General features: G+C 37.3%; 21 protein-coding genes, 2 tRNA genes and 2 pseudogenes. 23 read left to right on the forward strand and 2 right to left on the reverse strand.

Going from position 1 to position 24,459, the window contains the following annotated elements:
* The coding region (locus tag ACFIJJ_RS04325; protein WP_375646048.1) for a hypothetical protein at positions 1-183 on the forward strand (183 nt) is incomplete at its 5' end.
* Here the strand turns inward: ACFIJJ_RS04325 and ACFIJJ_RS04330 are convergent.
* Positions 172-2,085 (reverse strand): ATP-binding protein, encoded by a 1,914-nt coding sequence (locus ACFIJJ_RS04330; RefSeq protein WP_375646050.1) that lies wholly within the window; start codon positions 2,083-2,085, stop codon positions 172-174. The two genes, ACFIJJ_RS04325 and ACFIJJ_RS04330, sit on opposite strands and share 12 nt — an antisense overlap.
* A gap of 247 nt (positions 2,086-2,332) precedes the next feature.
* On the opposite strand from ACFIJJ_RS04330, the pseudogene ACFIJJ_RS04335 reads away from it, so the two are divergent.
* Positions 2,333-2,707 (forward strand): annotated as a pseudogene (locus ACFIJJ_RS04335) (XRE family transcriptional regulator).
* An 89-nt stretch (positions 2,708-2,796) separates the two neighbouring features.
* On the opposite strand, the gene ACFIJJ_RS04340 reads toward ACFIJJ_RS04335, so the two are convergent.
* Positions 2,797-2,872 (reverse strand) — tRNA-Val (locus tag ACFIJJ_RS04340).
* A 174-nt stretch (positions 2,873-3,046) separates the two neighbouring features.
* On the opposite strand from ACFIJJ_RS04340, the gene ACFIJJ_RS04345 reads away from it, so the two are divergent.
* The 21 genes and pseudogenes from ACFIJJ_RS04345 to ACFIJJ_RS04445 all read left to right on the forward strand — a co-directional run bounded on the left by ACFIJJ_RS04345 (position 3,047) and on the right by ACFIJJ_RS04445 (position 24,455).
* A tRNA-Asp gene (locus ACFIJJ_RS04345) sits at positions 3,047-3,123 on the forward strand.
* 298 nt (positions 3,124-3,421) lie between these two features.
* Positions 3,422-3,787: an NADH-quinone oxidoreductase subunit A gene (locus ACFIJJ_RS04350; RefSeq protein ID WP_005773599.1), complete on the forward strand. Its 366-nt coding sequence runs from the start codon at positions 3,422-3,424 to the stop codon at positions 3,785-3,787.
* A complete protein-coding gene (locus tag ACFIJJ_RS04355; RefSeq protein WP_039758600.1) occupies positions 3,778-4,359 on the forward strand; it encodes an NADH-quinone oxidoreductase subunit B family protein in 582 nt (193 codons plus the stop codon). The genes ACFIJJ_RS04350 and ACFIJJ_RS04355 overlap by 10 nt, the downstream gene beginning before the upstream one ends.
* Positions 4,360-4,373: 14 nt before the next feature.
* Entirely contained in the window at positions 4,374-4,985 is a 612-nt protein-coding gene (locus ACFIJJ_RS04360) for an NADH-quinone oxidoreductase subunit C (protein ID WP_375646052.1), read from the forward strand.
* Positions 4,986-5,105: 120 nt separating this feature from the next.
* The gene (locus tag ACFIJJ_RS04365; protein WP_375646055.1) at positions 5,106-6,296 is read left to right on the forward strand and encodes an NADH-quinone oxidoreductase subunit D; all 1,191 of its coding nucleotides are present in this window, start codon (positions 5,106-5,108) and stop codon (positions 6,294-6,296) included.
* Positions 6,296-6,968: pseudogene (nuoE, locus tag ACFIJJ_RS04370) on the forward strand (NADH-quinone oxidoreductase subunit NuoE). Before ACFIJJ_RS04365 ends, nuoE begins: the two are co-directional and overlap by 1 nt.
* 146 nt (positions 6,969-7,114) lie before the next feature.
* A complete protein-coding gene (gene nuoF, locus ACFIJJ_RS04375) occupies positions 7,115-8,419 on the forward strand; it encodes an NADH-quinone oxidoreductase subunit NuoF (protein ID WP_375623280.1) in 1,305 nt (434 codons plus the stop codon).
* A gap of 68 nt (positions 8,420-8,487) precedes the next feature.
* Entirely contained in the window at positions 8,488-10,557 is a 2,070-nt protein-coding gene (nuoG, locus tag ACFIJJ_RS04380) for an NADH-quinone oxidoreductase subunit NuoG (RefSeq protein WP_375646058.1), read from the forward strand.
* Between the two features lie 22 nt (positions 10,558-10,579).
* On the forward strand, positions 10,580-11,626 hold the full coding sequence (gene nuoH / locus ACFIJJ_RS04385; RefSeq protein WP_375623295.1) for an NADH-quinone oxidoreductase subunit NuoH: 1,047 nt from the start codon (positions 10,580-10,582) through the stop codon (positions 11,624-11,626).
* A gap of 14 nt (positions 11,627-11,640) precedes the next feature.
* Positions 11,641-12,132: an NADH-quinone oxidoreductase subunit NuoI gene (gene nuoI / locus ACFIJJ_RS04390; RefSeq protein ID WP_273723184.1), complete on the forward strand. Its 492-nt coding sequence runs from the start codon at positions 11,641-11,643 to the stop codon at positions 12,130-12,132.
* Positions 12,133-12,226: 94 nt separating this feature from the next.
* Positions 12,227-12,847: an NADH-quinone oxidoreductase subunit J gene (locus ACFIJJ_RS04395; protein ID WP_375623275.1), complete on the forward strand. Its 621-nt coding sequence runs from the start codon at positions 12,227-12,229 to the stop codon at positions 12,845-12,847.
* Between the two features lie 14 nt (positions 12,848-12,861).
* The gene (nuoK, locus tag ACFIJJ_RS04400) at positions 12,862-13,170 is read left to right on the forward strand and encodes an NADH-quinone oxidoreductase subunit NuoK (RefSeq protein WP_375623273.1); all 309 of its coding nucleotides are present in this window, start codon (positions 12,862-12,864) and stop codon (positions 13,168-13,170) included.
* 6 nt (positions 13,171-13,176) lie between these two features.
* Positions 13,177-15,144 (forward strand): NADH-quinone oxidoreductase subunit L, encoded by a 1,968-nt coding sequence (gene nuoL, locus ACFIJJ_RS04405; RefSeq protein ID WP_375646128.1) that lies wholly within the window; start codon positions 13,177-13,179, stop codon positions 15,142-15,144.
* A complete protein-coding gene (locus ACFIJJ_RS04410) occupies positions 15,141-16,610 on the forward strand; it encodes an NADH-quinone oxidoreductase subunit M (RefSeq protein ID WP_375646130.1) in 1,470 nt (489 codons plus the stop codon). Before nuoL ends, ACFIJJ_RS04410 begins: the two co-directional genes overlap by 4 nt.
* 17 nt (positions 16,611-16,627) lie before the next feature.
* A complete protein-coding gene (gene nuoN, locus ACFIJJ_RS04415) occupies positions 16,628-18,082 on the forward strand; it encodes an NADH-quinone oxidoreductase subunit NuoN (RefSeq protein ID WP_375623271.1) in 1,455 nt (484 codons plus the stop codon).
* A complete protein-coding gene (locus tag ACFIJJ_RS04420) occupies positions 18,082-18,891 on the forward strand; it encodes a biotin--[acetyl-CoA-carboxylase] ligase (RefSeq protein WP_375646060.1) in 810 nt (269 codons plus the stop codon). Before nuoN ends, ACFIJJ_RS04420 begins: the two co-directional genes overlap by 1 nt.
* A gap of 45 nt (positions 18,892-18,936) precedes the next feature.
* Positions 18,937-20,613 carry a ribonuclease J gene (locus ACFIJJ_RS04425; protein WP_375646062.1) on the forward strand — a complete coding sequence of 559 codons (1,677 nt, stop codon included), beginning with the start codon at positions 18,937-18,939 and terminating at the stop codon, positions 20,611-20,613.
* Between the two features lie 203 nt (positions 20,614-20,816).
* Complete coding sequence (gene proS / locus ACFIJJ_RS04430; RefSeq protein WP_375623265.1) at positions 20,817-22,142, forward strand: proline--tRNA ligase; 1,326 nt, start codon at positions 20,817-20,819, stop codon at positions 22,140-22,142.
* Positions 22,143-22,153: 11 nt separating this feature from the next.
* Positions 22,154-23,422, forward strand: a complete 1,269-nt coding sequence (locus ACFIJJ_RS04435; RefSeq protein ID WP_375646064.1) for a lipoprotein-releasing ABC transporter permease subunit — start codon at positions 22,154-22,156, stop codon at positions 23,420-23,422.
* Positions 23,422-24,102, forward strand: coding sequence for an ABC transporter ATP-binding protein (locus ACFIJJ_RS04440; protein WP_375646067.1), 681 nt, complete (start codon positions 23,422-23,424; stop codon positions 24,100-24,102). Before ACFIJJ_RS04435 ends, ACFIJJ_RS04440 begins: the two co-directional genes overlap by 1 nt.
* A gap of 65 nt (positions 24,103-24,167) precedes the next feature.
* Entirely contained in the window at positions 24,168-24,455 is a 288-nt protein-coding gene (locus ACFIJJ_RS04445; protein WP_375611887.1) for a succinate dehydrogenase assembly factor 2, read from the forward strand.
* The last annotated feature ends 4 nt before the right edge of the window (positions 24,456-24,459 follow it).

Raw genomic sequence — 24,459 nt, forward strand, 5'->3', positions numbered from 1 at the left:
ACAGAAAAAGAACAACAGCTCCTTCACGAGATGATAGAGACCTATCAAGGCTTAAAGATGATGTCACGCATCATGAAATTGATAGCCTTTATTGTCTTTATGTTTGTAATAGATTTTTCCCGTTGCGTGGACGCCATAGAGAATAGCTTCTCACATTTAAAACAGTGGTTTTCAAAGAATTGAAGAACAGAATACTTGACTGGCTTGCTTTGATCGATGATGTAACAAATCCTTTTTAATAATATCCATAAAAGTTCTATTTCTTGCTTTTGCATTCCCAATAACAGCATTTGGAGATATAACTTGTACAAATGCATTACCCATAGAAAGACTTCCCTGATAACATTTTCCTTCTTGAGAAAAAACTTCTATGAAATGATTTGTATCAAGCAATGTATATGCAAAATCATCATCTATTTCAGCTATTAAATATAAATATATCTCATTAACACCATATGTTTTAAGGACTCTGGCATAATTACTTAATTGTGCAACGCCTGAATTTTTGTAATCTGCCGTGGGTTTTTTTAATTCTATTAAGACAACACGTTTTTTTTCTTCAGAGTCGAAATAGATAGCTATATCAGGTCGGCTACATAATTCTGTTTTTTTTCTTCCAGAATTAATAGATAACGAATCAACGTTTGAAAGAAATTCTTGTATTGTTTTCTCACTTTGTAAATAGTTATAACTCATAAATTTATCATCAATTATCCATAAATTATTTTCTTTTAATGGCAAAGGAGAAAGTTTATCAGCTGTTTTTCCTTGGTGAATAAATAAATTATGAATGTCTTTTTCTAAAGTTTTTGGTGTTAATAATTTAGAGAATTGATTCAAAATATCATCTCGGAACTGAATGTATTGTGTTAATTCTAAACTAGCAAATTTTTGTGCTTTTTGTAAATTTTCTTTTGGCTTTCCTTTGCCTTCATGAAGAGTTTTTCTGAATGCTAGTTTTCTTTTTGAATATTTTTTTTCCGCGTTTTCAATAAATGAATCTTCTTTGAAGACGCCCCCAATGACATCTTTTGTGTCTAGAAAGTCTACTAAATAAGGATATTCTTCAGCAATTTTTTTGAGAAGAGTACTCTTTTTTTCTTTAATTTCTGGAAATCGGATATTAATTATTTCATCTAAAATTATCTCTAGTTTTTGATTAATATTCTCCCAAGTCAGTCGGGTTTCTAAGTCAGGATCTTTTTTATTAATCTCAAAATTATTCCGTTCGTCGTTAACATACTCATCCAAAACAGACGATTCTAATAAAAATATCATCATCACATTATTTATTGGATTGATATTCATAAACTTTGAAAAAGGCATAACAGTACGATTATTAGCACAATAGTAAGCCTCTATTTTAGTATTAGAATTTTTATTCTCTTCAAAATAATAAGAAAGGGTAAAGGGAATATTTAAAGGACCAATTTTTAGAGTTTTATTTTCTAAGTAAGGTAAATCTTGCGTATTGATTGTTTTTTTCTTTAAGCTTTCTACGTCTTCTAAATTTTTTACATTATGTACATAAAAGTTAATTCGGATATTTTCATCTTTCTTTAAAAAAAGTAAAGGAAGAAGATGATAATAAATTTCATTATGAACTAGGTTTATATCTAACACATTTTGTTTATAAGGTCTTTCAAAATATAAATGTGTATTCCACCATTTATCTTTTTGGCCATTTTCTTTTTTAAAAGAATCTTGTGTAAACTGTGGAGTGAAATTTAGTGAAATTTGAGCATTATGCTCATCTTTGCTAAAACTAACAATTTTAACTTCCTCGAATATTTTCAAGTAAGTAATACGTCCAACCCCTTTACATCCTTCTCGAATTTTATAATTACTTTTATAGGTAGAGAAAGATTTGATATTCTCTTTTGTAAATCCATCTCCATTGTCAAAAACGCTTATAGAAAAAACTGGTTGATTCCCCCACAAATCTACATTGCCATGAAGTTGGAATAAAATATCAATTTGTGTTGCATGAGCTTGTATAGAGTTAACGATAGATTCCTTAAGAACTATAACGATATTCGTTTCTGAAGAAAGATCGCGGATTATAGCATTAAGATTGACAAGCATGGGTAAACCAATATGTTTTATTTATATATCTCTTTGTAATATTTAAATTTTATGATGATATTAAACGCACTGTTCCTGATGAAAATTAATAACTTCTTATCGTAATAGATATTGTATATGCTTGATAATGGTTTTTATATAGAGGTATTGGACAAGATCTCCACACACTAAAAATAATGACTAACCAAAATTTGAAAAATTTTATTAGAATCAGAAGAAATATTTCTTCTCTAACAGGACTTTCTAGATGCTTACATCCTTTGGTAAAATTTTACGGAAACTTCGCATTGATCGCTCAGAACGTCTCTTAGATATAGCTAAGAAATTAGACATATCTGTAGCATTTTTATCTTTTGTATAGATTAGCAAAAAATCTGTTTCTGTAGGACTGGAGGAAAAGATAGTTGAACTCTATGCCTTAGATCAAGAGGTAGCAGAAATTTTGAGAAGAGAATCGGATGCTTGTCGCAAAAGCATCATAATAAAGCCTTCTACTCCGTTGCAACGTGAAACTGTTGTTGCATTTATGAGACTTTTAGATGGCTCACATCAAGAAGCGTTAGCAGACTTCAAAGAAACATTAGAAACATTGTGCGAAGCGTGCTTTATAAAGAAATGTTAGAAAATCCTATACCCTCACTTTTATTTACGCATCCCTCACTGTAAAAAACATATGAAATATCAACAACTTAATAGGAATATAAAGCTATATGGTGGGCGATGAGAGACTCGAACTCCCGACATCCTCGGTGTAAACGAGGCGCTCTACCAGCTGAGCTAATCGCCCAATGCAATGATCAGCAATTGAATGGAGACTCTTTAAGGAAAAATTTTTCTAAACGCAAGAATAAAGATGGTATTTGATAATTTTTTTTAAAAATGCATAATCCTTCTTGACATAAACGCATGAACCCCTTACACGACCGCTTGTACCAAATTAAATTGGTTCGAAAAAAAATGCGCGGGTGTAGCTCAGTTGGTTAGAGTGCTGGCCTGTCACGCCGGAGGTCGCGGGTTCGAGCCCCGTCACTCGCGCCATTTCGTAATTCCTTATGAAATTTCCTTTTTAAAATATCCATATGCTATGAGTGATGTGGTGGAGTATTTGATTGGGGAATAAATATGTTTTTTCTTTCTTTTTATATGGTTTATAAGAATAGGGCTTGCGTCTTTCTTTGCTCTGCGTTACCTATGCCGATAAGAAAAGTATCGCTCTGTATGTCTTTGAAGCAGTATAAATAGAGTTAATAGAGCAATTGTTAAATTTGTCTGTTTGGTCTCGCAATATTGAATCATTGTGTTAAACTCAGGCATTTCGTTACGATGGAAGAGGGTTATGGCTTATTTATTGAGCTCTTATTTACCAGTCTTGATTTTCATTATTGTGTCAGCGGTTATTGCTGGAGTTTTGTTGATTACACCTTACATTGTAGCATATCGTTCCCCCGATCCTGAAAAATTATCGGCTTATGAATGTGGGTTTAATTCATTTAGTGATGCGCGCATGAAGTTTGATATTCGTTTTTATTTGGTATCAATTTTATTTATTATTTTTGATCTTGAAGTTGCTTTTCTTTTTCCTTGGGCTGTTTCATTCGAATCAATAGGTATGTTTGGCTTTTGGTCGATGATTGTGTTTTTAGCGATTTTGACTATTGGATTCATATATGAATGGAAAAAAGGAGCTCTTGAATGGAATTAAGATCTAATAATTCAACGATTACAGCTCCAAAACCAAAGGGAATCATTGATCCCAATACTGGAGAGTTGATAGGATCTGATGATAAGTTTTTTCGTGATATCAATGCTGAATTATCAGATAAGGGTTTTTTAGTTACCTCGGCAGATGCTTTGATTACTTGGGCACGTACCGGTTCTTTAATGTGGATGAGTTTTGGTTTGGCTTGTTGTGCTATCGAAATGATGCAATGCTCAATGCCTCATTATGATAATGAGCGTTTTGGATATGCACCACGAGCTTCACCCCGTCAGTCAGATGTAATGGTAGTTGCTGGTACGCTCACAAATAAGATGGCGCCTGCTTTAAGAAAAGTGTACGATCAGATGCCAGAGCCACGTTATGTGATTTCTATGGGATCATGTGCAAACGGTGGGGGATATTATCATTATTCCTATTCAGTAGTGCGGGGATGTGATCGTATCGTGCCTGTTGATATATATGTCCCAGGGTGTCCACCTACAGCAGAGGCATTATTATACGGCATATTGTTGCTACAGAAAAAAATCCGTCGTACCGGATCCATAGAGCGATAGAGAGTTTTCTTGTCATGGTGGATGAAACATTGGTTGAGCTTGCTGCTTATTTGGAAAACAAATTAAAAAATAAGCTTGAAGAGACAGTTCTTGCTTTTGGTGAATTGACCATTGTGGCACGTCTTGATGCAATTATCGATGTCTTAATGTTTGTTCGTGATGATTCTCGCTGTCAATTTGTTAATCTTACAGACATTAGTGGTGTGGATTATCCTTCTCGCGATAAGCGCTTTGATGTTTCTTACCAATTGTTATCTCCTCGTGAGAATTTACGCTTACGTGTAAAAGTTCGTACAGATGAAAATACTCCTGTTGCTTCAGCTTGTACGGTTTATCCGGGCGCAGAGTGGTATGAACGTGAAACGTATGATATGTATGGGATTTTATTTTCAGGACATCCGGATTTGAGACGGATTTTAACAGATTATGGGTTTGAAGGATATCCTTTACGCAAAGACTTTCCTGTGACAGGATTTGTTGAATGCCGTTATGATAATGAAGCAAAGAGGGTGATTTATGAGCCTGTTGTTTTGCGCCAAGAGATGCGTAATTTTGATTTTCTTTCTCCTTGGGAAGGAGGGCAGTATACTTTGCCATGTGATGGGAAAGCAGATGAAAAAAAATAATATTGGTTTTGATGAGGCGTTATATTAGAGTATTGTATTTCTTAAGTAATTAAATATTTTTTAGCGTGATAGATTTTTTGATATTTGATATGAAGTTTTTTAAAAAGCAAGGGGTTGATTGTGGCTGAGGTCAATGTTCGAAACTTTAATATCAATTTTGGTCCGCAGCATCCTGCCGCGCATGGGGTTTTGCGCATGGTTCTGGAGCTGGACGGTGAAGTTGTTGAGCGTGTAGATCCACATATTGGGTTGTTGCACCGCGGTACTGAAAAATTAATGGAAACAAAGACTTATCTCCAAGCTGGTCCTTATCTAGATCGTTTGGATTATGTTGCTCCTATGAATCAGGAACATGCTTTTGTTCTTGCTATTGAAAAGTTATTAGATATTAAAGTTCCTAAAAGAGGGCAATTAATACGTGTTTTGTTTTCTGAAATTGGGCGTATTCTTAATCATTTGCTTAATGTAACGACACAGGCAATGGATGTTGGCGCTTTAACACCACCGCTTTGGGGGTTTGAGCAACGTGAAAGGTTGATGATTTTTTATGAGCGTGCCTGCGGTGCTCGTCTTCATGCAAATTATTTTCGTCCCGGTGGCGTGCATCAAGATTTACCAGAATCTTTAGTTGAAGATATTGGTGATTTTATTGATCCATTTCTTGTTTCTCTCGGAAAACTTGATGCGCTTGTGACCCCAAATCGGATTTTTAAGCAGCGTAATGTGGATATTGGCGTTGTAAGTATTGATGAAGCTTGGGCACGCGGTTTTTCTGGGGTTATGATTCGTGGCGCTGGTGTTCCATGGGATTTGCGTAAAAGTCAGCCTTATGAATGTTACGATGAAATGGAATTCGATATTCCTATAGGTAAAAATAGCGATTGTTATGATCGCTATCTTATTCGTATGGAAGAAATGCGTCAATCAGCGAAAATTATGCGCCAATGTGTGGAACGTTTACTGAGTACTGAAAAAAATGGACCAGTTTCGAGCTTGGATCGCAAAATTGTACCACCGAAACGGAGCGAAATGAAAAGCTCGATGGAAGCACTGATTCATCACTTTAAACTCTATACGGAAGGTTTTCATACACCTCCTGGAGAAGTATATGTTGCTGTGGAAGCTCCGAAGGGTGAGTTTGGTGTTTATCTTGTTTCTGATGGAACCAATAAGCCTTATCGTGTCAAGTTGCGTGCTCCTGGGTTTGCTCATCTCCAAGCTATGGATTTTTTAACCAGAGGTCATATGTTGGCGGATGCTACAGCTATTTTGGGTTCGATTGATATTGTTTTTGGGGAGGTTGATCGCTAATGTCCGTACGCCGTCTTGCAGATGATGTTTATCAGCCTGCTGAGTTTTCTTTTACAAAAGAAAATCAGATATGGGTAAAAAATACTATAAAAAAATATCCTGTCGGGCGTGAGCAATCGGCTGTAATTCCATTATTAATGCGTGCTCAAGAACAAGATGGTTGGGTGACACGTGCTGCGATTGAGCATATTGCTCAGATTCTTTCCATGGCTTATATTCGTGTTCTGGAAGTTGCTACTTTTTATACTCAGTTTCAGCTTAAGCCTGTTGGAACAAAAGCGCATATTCAAGTTTGTGGTACAACGCCTTGTATGTTACGTGGTTCTGATGAATTGATTAAAGTTTGTCAGAAAAAAATTCATCATGAACCTTTTGCGACCAATCAGGATGGAACCTTATCATGGGAAGAGGTGGAGTGTCTTGGTGCTTGTGTTAATGCTCCGATGGTTATGATTTTTAAAGATACTTATGAAGATCTTACGGCTGAACGGCTTGAAGAAATTATTGATGCATTTGAAGCAGGTAAAGGTTCTAAGATAGCGGTTGGTCCGCAAAATAGTCGTAAATCTTCGGAACCGATTAGTGGTTTAACTTCTCTTATTGATGATGAGAAAGAAAAAAAGATCTCTCAAGTCTTCACCAAAAAAGGATAAGGAAAGAATGGGAACATAATTAAGTATTTTTCTTGAAAAAATATTTCATTATTCTACCCATGATGGCAACATTTAACGAAAAGTAAGAAGTCTTGAAAAGATATTTAAAATTTGCATTTGAGGAAAAGCGGAAAATGCTATGGGTAATAGAAAAAAAGGTGGGGTATGCTAGCTGATAAAGATCGTATCTTCACCAATATTTATGGCTTAAAAGACAAATCATTAAAGGCTGCGATGTTGCGTGGGCATTGGAATGGTCTGAAAGAGATGATTGACAAAGGTCGTGATTGGATCATTGACGAAGTGAAGGCATCGGGTTTACGCGGTCGTGGTGGTGCTGGTTTTCCTACTGGAATGAAGTGGTCCTTTATGCCAAAGCAGAATGATGGGCGTCCTCATTATTTGGTTGTCAATGCCGATGAATCTGAACCTGGAACTTGTAAAGACCGTGATATTTTACGTCATGACCCCCATACTTTGATTGAAGGATGTGCAATCGCTACTTTTGCTATGGGAGCCAATGTTGCTTTTATTTATATTCGTGGTGAATATATTCGTGAACGTGAAGCGCTTCAAGCTGCCGTTGATGAGTGCTATGATGCGGGTTTACTTGGCAAAAAAACGAAATATGGGCATGCTTGTGATATTGTTATTCATCATGGAGCTGGTGCTTATATTTGTGGTGAAGAAACGGCTCTTCTTGAAAGTCTTGAAGGAAAAAAGGGACAACCTCGGCTTAAGCCACCATTTCCTGCCAATATGGGGGTTTATGGCTGTCCAACAACAGTAAATAATGTAGAGTCTATTGCCGTTGTTCCAACGATTTTGCGGCGGGGTGCTTCGTGGTTTTCATCAATCGGACGAGCAAATAATGTTGGAACGAAATTATTTATGGTTTCAGGGCATGTTAATGCACCTTGTACATTTGAAGACGCTCTTGGTATTTCATTCCGTGAATTAATTGAAAAACATACGGGGGGGATTCGTGGTGGATGGAATAATCTTTTAGCAGTTATTCCAGGGGGGGCTTCTTGTCCAGTCGTTCGTGGTGAGGATATGATCGATGCGATCATGGATTTTGATGGGATGAGAGATGTCGGGTCTTCTTTTGGCACAGGGGGAATGATTGTTATGGATAAATCAACCGATATTATCAAGGCAATTTGGCGTATAGCTGCTTTTTTCAAGCACGAGAGTTGTGGTCAGTGTACACCGTGTCGTGAGGGGACGGGGTGGATGATGCGTCTTTTAGGGCGTATGGTTGAGGGAAGAGCGCAAAAACGCGAGATTGATCTTTTGTTTGAAGTGTCTAAACAGGTTGAAGGACACACTATTTGTGCGCTTGGTGATGCTGCAGCATGGCCTGTACAGGGGTTGATACGTAATTTTCGTCCGGAAATCGAGCGTAGAATTGATGAATACACGCGAAATGTCGTCCAAAGCAAAAATATTGCTTTAGAAGCGGTTTAATAAAGGATTTTGTTCTAAGAGCAACCGAATGCAAATTTAAAGTGGGTTATCCGCAGGTTGGATGGGTGATGATAAATATCAAAGTTGATGGCAAAGAGATTGAAGTTCCTGATTACTATACGCTGCTTCAGGCTGCTGAGGCAGCTGGGGCAGAAGTTCCACGTTTTTGTTTTCATGAATCTTTGTCAATTGCTGGAAATTGTCGCATGTGTTTGGTTGAGGTTAAGGGCGGTCCTCCAAAACCTCAGGCTTCTTGTGCTATGGGGGTTCGTGATTTACGATTAGGTCCTAACGGTGAAGCACCTGAAATTTTTACCAATACGGCGATGGTAAAAAAAGCACGTGAAGGTGTTATGGAATTTCTTCTCATTAATCATCCTTTGGATTGTCCAGTGTGTGATCAAGGGGGAGAGTGTGATCTTCAAGATCAAGCAATGCTTTATGGACGAGATTGTTCTCGTTATACAGAAAATAAACGTGCCGTAGAAGATAAATATATTGGACCACTTGTCAAAACTGTTATGACACGGTGTATTCATTGTACACGGTGTGTTCGTTTTACAACGGAAGTTGCAGGTATTTCTGAGCTTGGTTTGATCGGTCGTGGTGAAGATGCTGAAATTACGACGTATCTTGAAAAATCTATGACATCTGAATTACAGGGAAATGTTATTGATCTTTGTCCAGTGGGAGCTTTAACTTCAAAACCTTATGCGTTTCATGCCCGTCCGTGGGAATTGGTCAAAACAGAATCGATTGATGTGATGGATGCGCTTGGTAGTGCTATCCGTATTGATAGCCGCGGTCGTGAAGTTATGCGGATTATGCCGCGTACGAATGAAGATGTAAATGAGGAATGGATTTCTGATAAAACGCGTTTTATTTGGGATGGATTACGGACCCAGCGGCTTGATAGACCCTATGTACGCAAAGATGGAAAGCTTCAACCTGTCAGTTGGACAGAAGCTTTTGCAAAAATTAAAATGGTGATCTCTAAAATTTTGCCAGAAAAAATTGGAGCAATTGCGGGGGATCTTGCTTCTGTTGAAGAAATGTATGCCCTTAAAGCATTGCTGAGCTCGTTGGGTTCAACGCTTTTTGATTGTCGTCAAAGAGGGGGTGCTTTATCGCCTGAGTTTGGGCGTTCGAGTTATATTTTTAATCCTACAATTGCGGGTATTGAACAGGCTGATGCTCTGCTTATTGTGGGATCTAATCCACGTCATGAAGCTGCTGTTTTAAATGCGCGTATTTTAAAGCGTCAACGGATGGGAAATTTTCCTATTGCATTAATTGGGGAAAAAGTCGATTTACGTTATCCTTATTCTTATCTTGGATCTGATAGCGATACATTAACGACACTTATTCGTGGAGAGAATGTTTTTTTTAATGTCTTAAAAGAAGCAAAGAGGCCCCTTATTCTTATTGGAGAGGGAGCAATTTCAGGAAATGAAGGTTTATCTGTTTTAAAAAACCTTGCTAAACTAGCGGATGATATTGGTGCTCTTAGTGAGACATGGAATGGATTTGGGGTTCTTCATAATGCTGCTTCGACTGTTGGAGGACTGGACATAGGCTTTACTTCTAAACTTGGGGTTGCCAATATACTTAAAACCTGTGAAGTTTTATTTTTACTTGGTGCTGATGAAGTAGAATTAGCCGATACAAAAGCTTTTACAGTTTATATTGGGAGCCATGGTGATAATGGTGCGCATGCTGCTGATGTTATTTTGCCTGCATCTGCTTATACTGAAAAATCAGGGCTTTATGTGAATACAGAAGGGCGTGTTCAAATGACAAATCGGGCTGGTTTTGCTCCAGGGGAAGCAAAAGAAGATTGGGCTATTTTGCGGGCTTTATCAGATATTTTAGGACAAAGGCTTCCTTTTGATTCTCTTTCTCAATTAAGACAATGCTTGTTTAATGATTATCCACATCTTTGTGCCGTTGATGATATACTACCTTCTGATATAAGTGATCTTAAGGCGCTTGGTTCAAAAATGGTTTCTCTCGAGAGTCAAACATTTACTTCTATGGTTAAAGACTTTTATTTGACAAATCCGATAGCACGTGCTTCTGCCGTTATGGCTGAATGTTCGTCTCTTGCAAAAAACCGTGTTATGCAAACTATAGAGTAAGGGCAAAAGAAAAGGAATAATGATGTATGATTTCTTTATGACTTGGCTGTTGCCATTACTTATTATCGTTGGAAAAACACTGCTTCTTTTAGTCGTTCTTTTGATCTTAGTTGCTTATCTTCTTTACGCAGATAGAAAGATTTGGGCTGCGGTACAATTGCGTCGTGGACCAAATGTTGTTGGTCCATGGGGATTGCTACAGTCTTTTGCGGATTTAATTAAATTTGTTGTGAAAGAACCTATTATCCCTGCAGGTGCAAATAAGGGTGTTTTTCTTTTGGCTCCTTTTGTTTCAGCGACACTTGCTTTATCAACTTGGGCTGTTATTCCTGTCAATGAGGGTTGGGAGGTTGCGAAGATTAATGTTGGCTTGCTTTATATTTTAGCCATTTCATCTCTTGAAGTTTATGGTGTTATTATGGGGGGATGGGCATCAAATTCAAAATATCCTTTCTTAGGAGCTCTTCGTTCGGCAGCGCAGATGGTTTCTTATGAAGTTTCCATTGGTTTTGTACTTGTGACCGTTATTTTAGTGAGTGGTTCGTTGGATCTTACAACAATTGTTCTTAAACAAAGTCATGGTTTTGGTACAACTCTTGGTCTTCCTTTTAACAGTTTTCTCGATTGGAATTGGTTGGTCCTTTTTCCAATGTTTATTATATTTTTTATTTCTGCGCTTGCAGAGACAAACCGTCCTCCATTCGATTTGGTGGAAGCAGAATCTGAACTTGTGGCTGGTCATATGGTAGAATATTCTTCAACACCTTACATGCTCTTCTTTCTTGGTGAATATGTTGCTATTGTTTTAATGTGCGCATTAACAACCATTTTATTTTTAGGCGGTTGGCTTCCTCCCTTAGATGTTTGGTGGCTTAATTGGGTTCCTGGTATCATTTGGTTTGTTTTAAAAGTCTGTTTTGTATTTTTTTGGTTTGCTATGGTTAAAGCATTTGTTCCACGTTATCGCTACGATCAGCTCATGCGGCTTGGTTGGAAGGTTTTTCTTCCTCTCTCACTAGCAATGGTTGTGATAACTGCTGCTTTTTTAAAGTTTATGGATTTCGTTTAAGAGGAGATTTTACGATGTCAGGTTTCATTCAGGCGGCAAAATCACTTCTTCTATTGGAATTTGTGAGTGCTTTTTTCTTAGCTATGCGTCAATTTTTTTCACCAAAGCCCACGATTAATTATCCTTATGAAAAAGGTTTTGTATCTCAGCGTTTTCGCGGTGAGCACGCATTGCGTCGCTATCCAAATGGTGAAGAACGGTGTATTGCTTGTAAATTATGTGAAGCGATTTGTCCTGCTCAAGCAATTACAATTGAAGCTGGACCACGGCGCAATGATGGTACACGTAGAACTGTCCGTTATGATATAGACATGGTTAAATGTATTTATTGTGGTTTTTGTCAAGAAGCCTGTCCGGTTGAGGCTATTGTAGAAGGTCCAAATTTTGAGTTTGCGACGGAAACACGTGAAGAACTTTATTATGATAAAGAAAAGCTTTTATTGAATGGAGATCGCTGGGAGCGAGAAATTGCTCGAAATATATTGATGGATGCGCCTTATCGTTAAGTGTATCGTTAAATGAGGTGTCGGATATTTTTCCGATAAATTGTAATCTGGTATGAAGTTTATACCAATTGTTTGAATAATTAAGGAGAAGCCTATGCTAACAGATCTAGCGGCGGCATTTTTCTATTTGTTTGCTTTTATTATGCTAACAAGTGCAGTTATTGTTATTACAGCACGCAATCCAGTGCATTCTGTTTTGTTTTTAATCCTCGCATTTTTTAATGCAGCAGCTTTGTTTTTACTTGCAGGAGCAGAGTTTTTGGGGCTTATTCTGCTTGTTGTTTATGTTGGAGCTGTCGCTGTTTTATTTTTATTTGTCGTTATGATGCTTGATGTTGATTTTGCTGAGTTAAAGAGTGGAACTCTTCGGTATGCTCCGATTGGGGCTCTTATTGGCATTATTATCGCTGTAGAATTGATTGTTGTTTTTATGAGTAGCTATTTTTCTCCAGTCTTGAGAACGCATGTTACGCAACCAATGCCAGATTTAGCGCAGCGAACAAATACACAAGCATTAGGTGATATTCTCTATACGGATTATGTTTTCTATTTTCAAATTGCTGGAATGATTTTATTGGTTGCAATGATTGGAGCTATTGTTTTAACACTTCGTCATAAATTAGGAGTAAAGCGGCAATCTATTGCGGAACAAGTTTCTAGAACGGTAGAAAGTGCCATTGAAATCAAACAAGTTGAATCAGGCAAAGGTATTTAAGGGGGGCTATGTAGATGTATATTGATATTACTCATTATCTCACTGTTTCTGCTTTGATGTTTACAATTGGTATTGCTGGAATTTTTCTCAACAGAAAAAACGTGATTATTATCTTGATGTCCATTGAGCTTATGTTGCTTTCAGTTAATCTCAATTTTGTTGCATTTTCAGCTTTTCTTCATGATCTCGTTGGTCAGGTATTCGCTTTATTTGTCTTAACTGTAGCAGCTGCTGAAGCTGCCATTGGTTTAGCAATTCTTGTCGTTTTTTTCCGTAATCGTGGTTCCATTGCGGTTGAAGATGTTAATGTAATGAAAGGCTAACCAGTGATGTATTATACGATTGTATTTCTTCCTCTTTTGGGTTTTCTCATTGCTGCATTAGGTGGGAAAACGATAGGAGATCGTGCGAGTGAATTGATAACATGTAGCTTTATGGTGATTGTTGCCATATTGTCGTGGGTAGCCTTTTTCAGAATTGCACTTGGTCATATTCCAGCGATTGATATATTGGTATTACATTGGATAACTGTTGGTGACTTAAGCTTTAACTGGGCTTTACATGTTGATACATTAACAGCTGTCATGCTTATTGTTGTAAACAGTGTTTCGGCATTGGTGCATATTTATTCAATTGGTTATATGCACCATGATCCTTCAAGGTCCCGTTTTTTTTCTTATCTTTCTTTGTTTACATTTATGATGCTTATGTTGGTGACCTCCAATAATTTGATCCAAATGTTTTTTGGATGGGAAGGTGTAGGACTTGCTTCTTATCTCTTAATTGGTTTTTGGTTTCAGCGCGATTCTGCTAATAAGGCTGCAATGAAAGCTTTTGTGGTCAATCGTGTTGGAGATTTTGGTTTTCTCTTAGGAATCTTTAGTATTTTTGTTTTGTTTCAATCGGTTGATTTTGCCTCTATTTTTGCAAAAGCTGCAAACAATAGCTTTATACAAAATATGACATTTTTAGGTTGGCAGTTTGATGGGCAGACGGCAATTACCATTACATGTCTGTTATTATTTATTGGTGCGATGGGAAAATCGGCACAATTTCTTTTACACACTTGGCTGCCTGATGCAATGGAAGGGCCAACCCCTGTATCAGCGCTTATTCATGCCGCCACAATGGTAACGGCTGGTGTTTTTATGGTTGCGCGTATGTCGCCAATTTTTGAACTTTCTTCGTTAGCTTTGACCGTGATTATTATTGTTGGAGCAACAACGGCGTTTTTTGCCGCAACTGTGGGGTTGGTGCAGAATGATATTAAGCGCGTTATTGCTTATTCTACATGCTCTCAACTTGGTTATATGTTTGTTGCATTAGGCGTTGGAGCTTATGGCGCTGCTGTCTTTCATCTTTTTACGCATGCTTTTTTTAAAGCCTTATTGTTTCTTGGTGCGGGCTCTGTCATTCATGCTGTATCTGATGAACAAGATATGCGAAAAATGGGCGGGTTACGCAAACATATAAAAGTCACCTATTGGATGATGATGGTAGGAACGATTGCATTAACCGGTGTTGGAATTCCAGGAACATTTTTCGGGACTGCTGGTTTTTTCTCAAAAGATGCGATTATAGAGTCTGCTTTTGCATCCCATAATATTGCTTCAGGGTATGCTTTTTATCTTCTGGTTTTTGCAGCCTTATTAACAAGCTTTTATTCATGGCGACTTATCTTTATGACATTTCATGGTAAGCCGCGGGCAACTGTTGATGTTATGCATCATGTACACGAATCGCCTCCAGTGATGTTAATTCCTCTCTTTATTTTATCTATTGGAGCAATGTTTGCTGGTGTTATTTTCCAACCTTATTTTTTTGGTGATTTATACGATACTTTTTGGAAGGGAGCATTGTTTACAAGCAGCCACAATCACATTCTTCATGATGCCCACCATGTTTTTAATTGGGTAAAATGGTCGCCTTTTGTAGCAATGGTTCTTGGATTTATGTTGGCCTATTTATTCTATATTGTGGCTCCTTCTCTTCCCAAGAAAATGGCGTGTATTATGCCAAGAGTGTATCACTTTCTTTACCAAAAATGGTATTTTGATCAATTATATAACTTTTTATTTGTTCGTCCTACCTTTAGAATTGGTTCTTTTCTTTGGAAAATAGGAGACGGTAAAATTATTGATGGTCTAGGTCCGAATGGTATTGCAGCACGTGTTGTTGATATTACAAATAGAGTTGTTCGAATACAGACAGGCTATCTTTATCACTATGCATTTGCGATGCTTATAGGTGTTGCATTGCTCATTACATGGATGATGATTGGGGGCGTAAACCAATGATCGATTGGCCTATTCTTTCTACGGTTACATTTTTGCCGCTTGTTGGTGTGCTTCTGATTTTATTTATCAAAGATGATAGTGAAGCAGCTCGCAATAATATACGTAATGTTGCATTTTTTACGACTATATTTGTTTTTATTATTTCTTTAATTATTTGGATAGGATTTGATTCTAGCAACCAAAATTTTCAAATGGTTGAAAAGTTCAATTGGTTAGGGAATGGTATTAGCTATCATATGGGGGTTGATGGCATTTCTATTCTTTTTGTTGTTCTCTCGGCTTTTCTTTTGCCTTTTTGTATTTTAGCAAGTTGGGTGAATGTTAAGGAGAGATTAAAAGCCTATATGATTGCTTTTCTGCTTCTTGAAGTTGCGATTATTGGAGTCTTTTGTGCTCTTGACGCAATATTATTTTATGTTTTTTTTGAAGGCAGCCTTATTCCAATGTTTATCATTATCGGTGTGTGGGGTGGAGCACGTCGTGTTTATGCAAGTATTAAGTTTTTCTTATACACCTTACTTGGTTCAGTGCTTATGTTGGTTGCTCTTATGGCTATGTACTGGGAGGCTGGAACACTTGATATACCGACTTTACTAAATTATCAGTTTCCTGCTCATATGCAAATATGGTTATGGCTTGCATTTTTTGCTTCTTTTGCTGTTAAAATGCCGATGTGGCCAGTTCATACATGGCTTCCTGATGCTCACGTAGAAGCACCGACAGCGGGTTCTGTTATTTTAGCGGGTGTCTTACTCAAATTAGGTGGGTATGGTTTTCTTCGTTTTTCTTTACCAATGTTTCCTATAGCTTCAGCAGATTTTGCACCTTTGGTTTTCATATTATCGCTTATTGCTATTATTTATACGTCGTTGGTTGCACTTGTTCAAAGTGACATCAAAAAACTTATTGCTTATTCTTCAATAGCGCATATGGGGTATGTGACAATGGGCATTTTTGCTGCGAATGAGCAAGGGATACAAGGGGCTATTTATCAGATGCTCTCACATGGAATTGTTTCAGCAGCTTTATTTCTTTGTGTTGGGGTTATCTATGATCGTTTGCATACACGTGAAATTGCAGCTTTTGGTGGTTTAGTGAATAACATGCCCAAATATGCTGTTGTTTTTTTGATCTTCACTATGGCGAATGTTGGTTTACCCGGGAGTTCAGGGTTTTTGGGTGAATTTTTAACCTTAATAGGTGTTTTTCAAGTAAATAAATTGGTTGTTGTTTTAGCAACAACGGGTGTTATTTTATCGGCAGCCTATGCCCTTTATCTTTATCGGCGTGTGGTTTTTGGTTCCTTGGATAAAGAGAATTTAAAAGTATTAATAGATCTTTCTTTAAGAGAAAAATTCCTTCTTTATCCAATGGTTATTCTTACAATATTCTTTGGTATCTATCCAACGCCTATTCTTAAGGCAATGGCGTTTTCCGTAGAAACCCTCATCCATAAACTGCACTAGATAAGGGAAGAATGCACATGCAAACTGAAATAATAGCGCAATTAGTCTTAATTCTTCCAGAGCTTTTAATTGCATTAGGAGCTGTCGTGCTGCTTATGATTGGTGTTTATTCCAATACACGTGCTTCTTTAACAGTGACAGGTTTAACCATAGCACTTCTTGTGGCAACCATTATTATCCTTATAGTTTTTCCGAAAAATGGTTCATTTCAAACCAATGCGCTCGTTATCGATTCCTTTAGTCGTTATATGAAAATTTTAATGCTTATTGGTGCACTCTTTTCTCTTATCATGTCTGTTAGTTTTGCAAATGCACAAAAGTTGGATATATTTGAATTTCCAGTGCTTGTTCTTTTCGCAACTCTTGGAATGATGTTTATGATTTCAGCGGGTAATATGCTGTCGCTTTATATGGGCTTAGAACTGCAATCTTTAGCTTTATATGTTTTAGCAGCGATTAATCGTAATAATGTAAAATCTTCTGAATCTGGTATAAAATACTTTGTTTTAGGAGCATTATCTTCAGGGTTGCTGCTTTATGGTATTTCTTTACTTTATGGTTTTACCGGTCAAATTGGTTTTCACGAAATTGCTCTTGCTTTAAAAGGTAAAAATGTACAATTGGGGGTCATTTTTGGAATTGTCTTTATTTTAGCTGGTTTGGCTTTCAAAATTTCTGCTGTTCCATTTCATATGTGGACACCGGATGTTTATGAAGGAGCACCAACACCGATTACAGCATTTTTTGCTGGTGCCCCTAAAGTTGCAGCAATGGCTTTAATCATCCGTATTATTGTGATGACCTTTATTCCTCTAGGGCATGTTGATAACGTGATGCCTGCATGGCAACAAATTTTGGTCTTCATGGCGATTGCATCAATGATACTTGGTGCATTTGCTGCAATTGGTCAAAATAATATTAAGCGCTTAATGGCTTATTCGTCGATCAGTCATATGGGCTATGCACTTGTTGGTTTATCTGCTGGAGATATGCTAGGAATAAAAAGTGTTATTCTTTATATGACGATTTATCTTGGAATGACGATTGGCTCATTTGCTTTTATTCTTGGAATGCGCTCTCAGAATGGCAATGTTGAAAATATTTACGATCTTTCAGGGTTAGCAAAGACAAATCCGTTTATGGCTATTGTTATGACAATACAGCTTTTCTCTTTAGCCAGTATACCACCTATGGCTGGTTTTTTTGGGAAGTGGTATACATTTTCTGCTGCTGTCCATGCTGGTCTGACGTCACTTGCAGTCGTTGGGATGATAGCATCTGTCGTTGGAGCTTTTTACTATTTACGAGTCATTAAAATTATGTGGTTTGATGATGCAAAAGTGCATTTTGTTGCTTTATCGAAAGAGCTTCAATTTTGTCTTGGTCTTTCTGCATTCTTTATTTTATTTTACGCGCTTTTTGGGGTTTGGTTCGTTGAGTTAGCAGAAAAAGCAGCAGCAGCATTGTTTTAATGAATATGGTTTATACTTTATCAGATTTTGCACAAAAACAGGGATATACTGTTGAAGCGTACGATAGTGTTGATTCAACAAATCTCATTGCGCAACGAAAAGCGCAAACTGGTCATCAAGGTAATCTTTGGATTGTTGCACAAGAACAATCACAGGGAAGAGCGAGAAGAGGGAGGACTTGGTCTAGTCCAAAAGGGAACCTTTATTCTAGTCTTTTATTAATTGATGGTATTGTTCATCAAACTGCGGCTCAACTTGGTTTTGTTGCTGGAGTAAGTGTGGCAGAGGCAATAAAACAATTGATAAAAGAGGAAAAGCAGACAAACAATATTGTGAGCTTAAAATGGCCAAACGATATTTTGCTCAGAGGAGAAAAAAGCTCTGGAGTTTTGCTTGAGATTTTACAATTATCATCACAACAATATGCTTTGGTTATTGGTATTGGAATAAATGTGAAATATAATTATGAAGATGCACCTTATTCCACTTCAAGCTTAAAGAATATCGGTTTGCATATTGATGCAGAACAATTATTTACGGTTTTGACGGAGTGTTTTTCTAAAAATTACCTTCTTTGGAAACAATTAGGAGGATGTGAAATAATCCGAAAAAAATGGCTTTTATATTCCGCTCACCTTGGGAAACATGTCAAAGTGGTGAATGATGAAAAAGTCATTGAGGGTATTTTTGATGGTCTTGATAGTGATTTTAACTGCATCATAAAGCAAAAAGACGGTCAGACAGCCATTATAACAGCTGGGGATGTTCATTTTGGTTTGGCTGATTCTGTTAATGCAGGCCGTTATTGAAGAATTATTTTATCATCAAATACCTTAATGATTTGGGAGATGTTTATGGTTGCAGCCAATAGATGTGAATTTGTTTTTTTACCTTTAGGAGGTGTAGGTGAAATAGGGATGAATCTCGCTGCTTATGGATTTGGTCCCCAAAATCTTCGTGAGTGGCTGCTTGTTGATATGGGAGTTAGTTTTGCTGGTTTTGAATTACCAGGTGTCGATCTTGTTTTGCCTGATATTCGTTTTCTAGAAAGTGAAAAACATAATATACGGGGTCTTGTTTTAACACATGCACATGAAGATCATTATGGAGCCGTTCTTGATTTATGGCCAAAGTTACAAGTTCCAATTTACTGTACGCCTTTTACGGCAGGATTATTAGAAAGTAAAAGGCAAGCAGATTTTGAATTTCATAAAATTTCATGTAATATTTTTCAAGCTGGTGATTGTTTTCAGGTAGGTTCCTTTGCTGTAGAGGCTATAGCCGTTAACCATTCAATACCAGAATCTGTCTCTTTGGCAATTACAACGTCTTTAGGGACCGTAATCCATACGGGTGATTGGAAAATTGATCATACCCCTTCACTCGGGGCTCTAACCGATGAAAAAAGGTTTCGTGCTTTAGGCAAAAAAGGTGTTTTAGCATTACTTTGTGATTCCACAAATGCGTGTCGGGATGGTATATCTCCATCAGAGCAGCAGGTTCAAACCAGTCTTTCTGAGATTATTTTAAAAGCTGAAGGGCGCGTTGCGATAGCGACTTTTGCTTCTAATATTGGTCGGATACGTTCTATTGCTCTTGCCGCTGAAGCTTCTGGGCGTAAGGTACTCGTCATTGGGCGTTCCCTTAAGCGAAGTATTATGGTTGCACAAGAGCTTGGTTATATGAATGGTTTAGCACCATTTGTGACGGAAGATGATTATGGCTACATCTCGCGAAAAGATCTTGTTTTAATTGTCACAGGGAGCCAAGGTGAGCCATGTGCTGCTTTGGCTAAACTGTCACGTGATGGAATGAAAAATATTGCACTTTCCACTGGTGATACCGTTATTTATTCATCACGAAGTATTCCAGGAAATGAAAAAGCGATTATTGAGGTACAAAATCGTTTCATTGATTTGGGTATTAAAATTATTACGAATGAAGATGCACTTGTTCATGTTTCAGGCCATCCTCGTCGTTCAGAACTTTTGCAGATGTATGATTGGATAAAGCCACAAATACTTGTCCCCGTACATGGGGAAGCAATGCATCTTAAGGCTCAGGCAACTTTAGCACGTCAAGCAGGTATTAAAACTGTTATAGATATCAGAAATGGCCATATGTTACGTCTTGCACCAGAGCCTGTAGAAGTTATTGATCAAGTTCCTGTTGGCCGCATCTATAAGGATGGTTGCCTAATTGGAGATGAAGATGAATTAGGGATTCGTGAACGCCGCAAACTAAGTTATGCTGGTCATGTTACTATTTCTCTCCATATAAATAGTAAGCATGAATTATTAGGGGATATCGGTCTAACAACATTCGGGTTACCTGAAAGTAATGGAAAGGGGGAAAGTTTAAAAGATATTCTTTTAGATATCGTAGAAAATACAGTTTATAATATCCCACGCATGAAACAGAAAAATAATGAACTTATTCGAGAGGCAACACGACGTGCAGTAAGAGCGGCTGTTCATGAAATTTGGCAAAAAAAACCTATCTGTACAGTTTTTTTACATCGGTCAAAATAAAAGAACTTTCCTATTACGTTATTTAAAAAGAGAAGAGCATTTTTATTTTATTGCTAAATAAGAAAAATAGAGAATAAAGCACAATAAATTTTTAAATGATAAGATCGTTATATTTGCAAGTATTCAGAATGCGGCTATAGATGAATAGAGGGTGTGATAAATTGTTCCGATATGATAGGTCTGATTAGGAGTTAATTATTTCAATGCGTCTTTCTCAATATTTCCTTCCACTTTTAAAAGAGAATCCTAAAGAAGCAGAAATTGTTTCTCATCGCTTCATGTTGCGCGCTGGAATGATTCGACAACAAACATCAGGGATTTATTCTTGGCTTCCTTTGGGAAAAAAAGTGCTTGATAAAGTTTGTAAAATTATTCGTGAAGAGCAAGAACGTGCGGGTGCAATAGAAATATTGATGCCTACAATTCAGTCTGCTGATCTTTGGCGTGAAAGCGGTCGTTATGATGATTATGGTTTGGAAATGCTCCGCATTAAAGATCGTCAAAAGCGTGATTTACTTTATGGTCCAACCAATGAAGAGATGGTAACAGATATTTTTCGCTCATATGTTCGTTCTTATAAAGATCTTCCGCTTAATTTGTATCATATTCAATGGAAATTTCGTGATGAAATTCGTCCACGTTTTGGTGTGATGCGAGCACGAGAATTTTTAATGAAAGATGCTTATTCTTTTGATCTTGATTATGAGGGCTCTAAAACATCTTATAATCGTATGTTTGTTGCTTATTTACGCACTTTTTCTCGCCTTGGCTTAAAAGCAATTCCTATGCGTGCAGATACAGGTCCAATAGGGGGGGAACTCAGTCATGAATTTATCATTTTGGCTGAAACAGGAGAGAGTGCTATCTTCTGTGATAAACAATTTCTTGAACTTACCGTTCCAGATAGTTCAATCGATTTTAGTGATAAAGCTGTTTTAGATGATATTGTTAAGCAATGGACATCTTTTTATGCAGCAACGGAAGAAATGCATAATGAAGAGGAGTGGGCTAAAGTTTCTGATCATAATCGTCTTTCAGCGCGCGGTATTGAAGTAGGGCATATTTTCCACTTTGGTACTAAATATTCTGCTCCAATGGGAGCAAAAGTTATGGGACAAGATGGAAAAGAGCATGTGGTCTCTATGGGATCTTATGGTATTGGGCCTTCGCGTCTTGTTGCGGCCGCTATTGAGGCTTCTCATGATGAAAATGGTATTATTTGGCCAAAGTCGATGGCACCGTTTGATTTTGGGATTATCAATATGAAGCCCGATGATGAAAAATGCACACAGGCATGTGAGTTTCTCTATCAGGGATTAAAGAAGGTTGGTTTTGATCCGTTATTAGATGATAGAAATGAACGCCCTGGATCAAAATTTGCAACAATGGATTTGATTGGTTTGCCAACGCAAATTATTGTTGGTCCTAACAGCATTGCACAAAATGAAGTTGAAATTAAAGATCGAAAAACAGGAATAAAAAAATCTCTAAAGGTTGAAGATGTGCTCAGCCAACTTTCTATAATTTAATAGGAAATGTTATGAAGAGGCTGAAAAATAAAGGTTTTTCATCTTATGAGTGGATGATCGCTTTTCGTTATATGATTCCCAATAAAAAACATGTCGTTGCCTCTGTTATTTCAATTATTTCTCTTATTGGGATTATGTTGGGCGTATTTGCTCTGGTCGTTGTTATGGCGGTGATGAATGGCTTTCGTACAGAACTTCTCAATCGTATTCTTGGTATGAATGGGCATCTTATTATTCAAACAGTTGATTCTGGTTTTGCTGATTATAAGACTCTTATTTCTTCTTTAGAAACTACAAATGGCGTGAAGTTTGCTTTGCCTGTTATTGAAGGTCAAGCACTTGTTCAAGGTGAAGTTCAAGGTGGCTCTGGCGCGTTAGTTCGTGGTATGCGCAAACAAGATCTAGATAAGCTTAAAACAGTCTCTCAAAATATTAAATTAGGATCGATTTCTCGGTTTGATCAAGAAGAAGGTGTTGCAATTGGAAGTGGCTTAGCAGAAAAATTAGGATTAACAGTTGGAAGAGATATTCGTATCATTACTCCAGATGGTGATGAGACTCCTTTTGGCGTTACGCCACGAGTGAAAGCTTATAAAGTCGTTGCTATTTTTGAAGTTGGTATGTCTGAATACGATTCAATATTTGTCTTTATGCCTCTTCATGAAGCACAAATGTTTTTTAATTTAGGCGATAAGGTTCAGTCTTTAGAGTTATTTTTAAATGATCCTGATGCAGTTGATCAAATAAAACCCGTTGTAGAAAAAGCAGTTGATCAACAGGTTTATTTAATTGATTGGCGTACACGTAATCAGGCTTTTTTTTCAGCTTTACAGATTGAACGAAATGTTATGTTTTTCATTCTTTCTCTGATCGTTCTTGTTGCTGCTTTAAATATTATTTCAGGACTGATTATGCTTGTAAAAGATAAAAGTCATGATATTGCAATTTTACGCACGATGGGTGCTCAACAAAGTGCGATTTTGCGTATATTTATCATTACAGGAATGATGATTGGTTTTATTGGAACGATATTGGGCTTAATTTTAGGTGTTATCGCGACCGCGAATATTAATCATATCCAAGATTTTATCTCTTGGTTATTTAATGTCGACGTTTTTAATCCTCAACTTTATTTTTTAACAAAATTGCCTGCACAAATTGAGTGGAAACAGACCATCTTGGTTGCTATGATGGCTTTATTCTTGTCATTTCTTGCTGCTCTCATTCCGGCATGGCGTGCTGCTAAGCTAGATCCCGTACAAGCTTTGAGGTATGAATAATGACAGCTATTTTAGAGCTTGTAGAGATTGAAAGACGCTTTTTCGAGGGTCATAAGCCGCTCATTGTTTTAGATAAAGCGAATTTTACTCTTAATCGTGGAGAGCTTGTTGCACTTGTTGCACCATCTGGTGCTGGAAAATCAACACTTCTTCATATTGCTGGATTATTAGAAAAACCAACCGCTGGTGATGTGATGTTACGAGGTGTTTCTTGTGCAAAGCGCTCTGATAGTGAGCGAACAGCTATAAGACGAAATGATATTGGTTTTGTTTATCAATTTCATCATTTACTTCCAGAGTTTACGGCGTTAGAAAATGTCATGATACCGCAAATGATAGCAGGATTAAAAAAATCCATAGCAGAAGATCGTGCACGCAAATTATTGACGTATCTGCGTATTTCTCATCGTGCGAACCATCGTCCCTCAGAGTTATCGGGAGGAGAACAACAACGTGTTGCTATTGCACGTGCAGTAGCAAATGGCCCTTCGGTTCTTTTGGCTGATGAACCTACAGGAAATCTTGATCCAGTAACTTCAACTTATGTCTTTCAAGCTTTATCTATCCTTGTTCGTCAGTCTGGTCTTTCTGCTCTTATTGCAACACATAATTACGCTTTGGCTAAGCAAATGCATCGTCGAATTACACTTAAAGAACAAAAGATTATAGAACTTCCTTAAAGCAAGGTAAAAATTTTATACGACTAATTGAATAGTTTATATTACTTTATTAAAGGAGATTTTTTATGACAGTTTTTGTCGTTGACAAAAATCAATTAGATGCTCGTCGTCGTCGATTGATTTTTCGTGCATGGCATCGCGGTATTCGTGAAATGGATCTCATTTTTGGACATTATGTCGATGCTCATATTACTGGGATGAATGATAAAACGCTCTCTGAGCTTGAGTATATTATGTCTTTTGATGATCGTGATTTACTCACATGGATTACTGGAGAAATTTTGCCCCCCTCTGAAGTTGATAGTCCACTTTTCCGTGATATTGCCAATTATCGTACTTGCTTAAGTTATTAATCCC

It is taken from the genome of Bartonella sp. TT29SHDZB (assembly GCF_042193395.1).
Lineage (GTDB): Bacteria > Pseudomonadota > Alphaproteobacteria > Rhizobiales > Rhizobiaceae > Bartonella.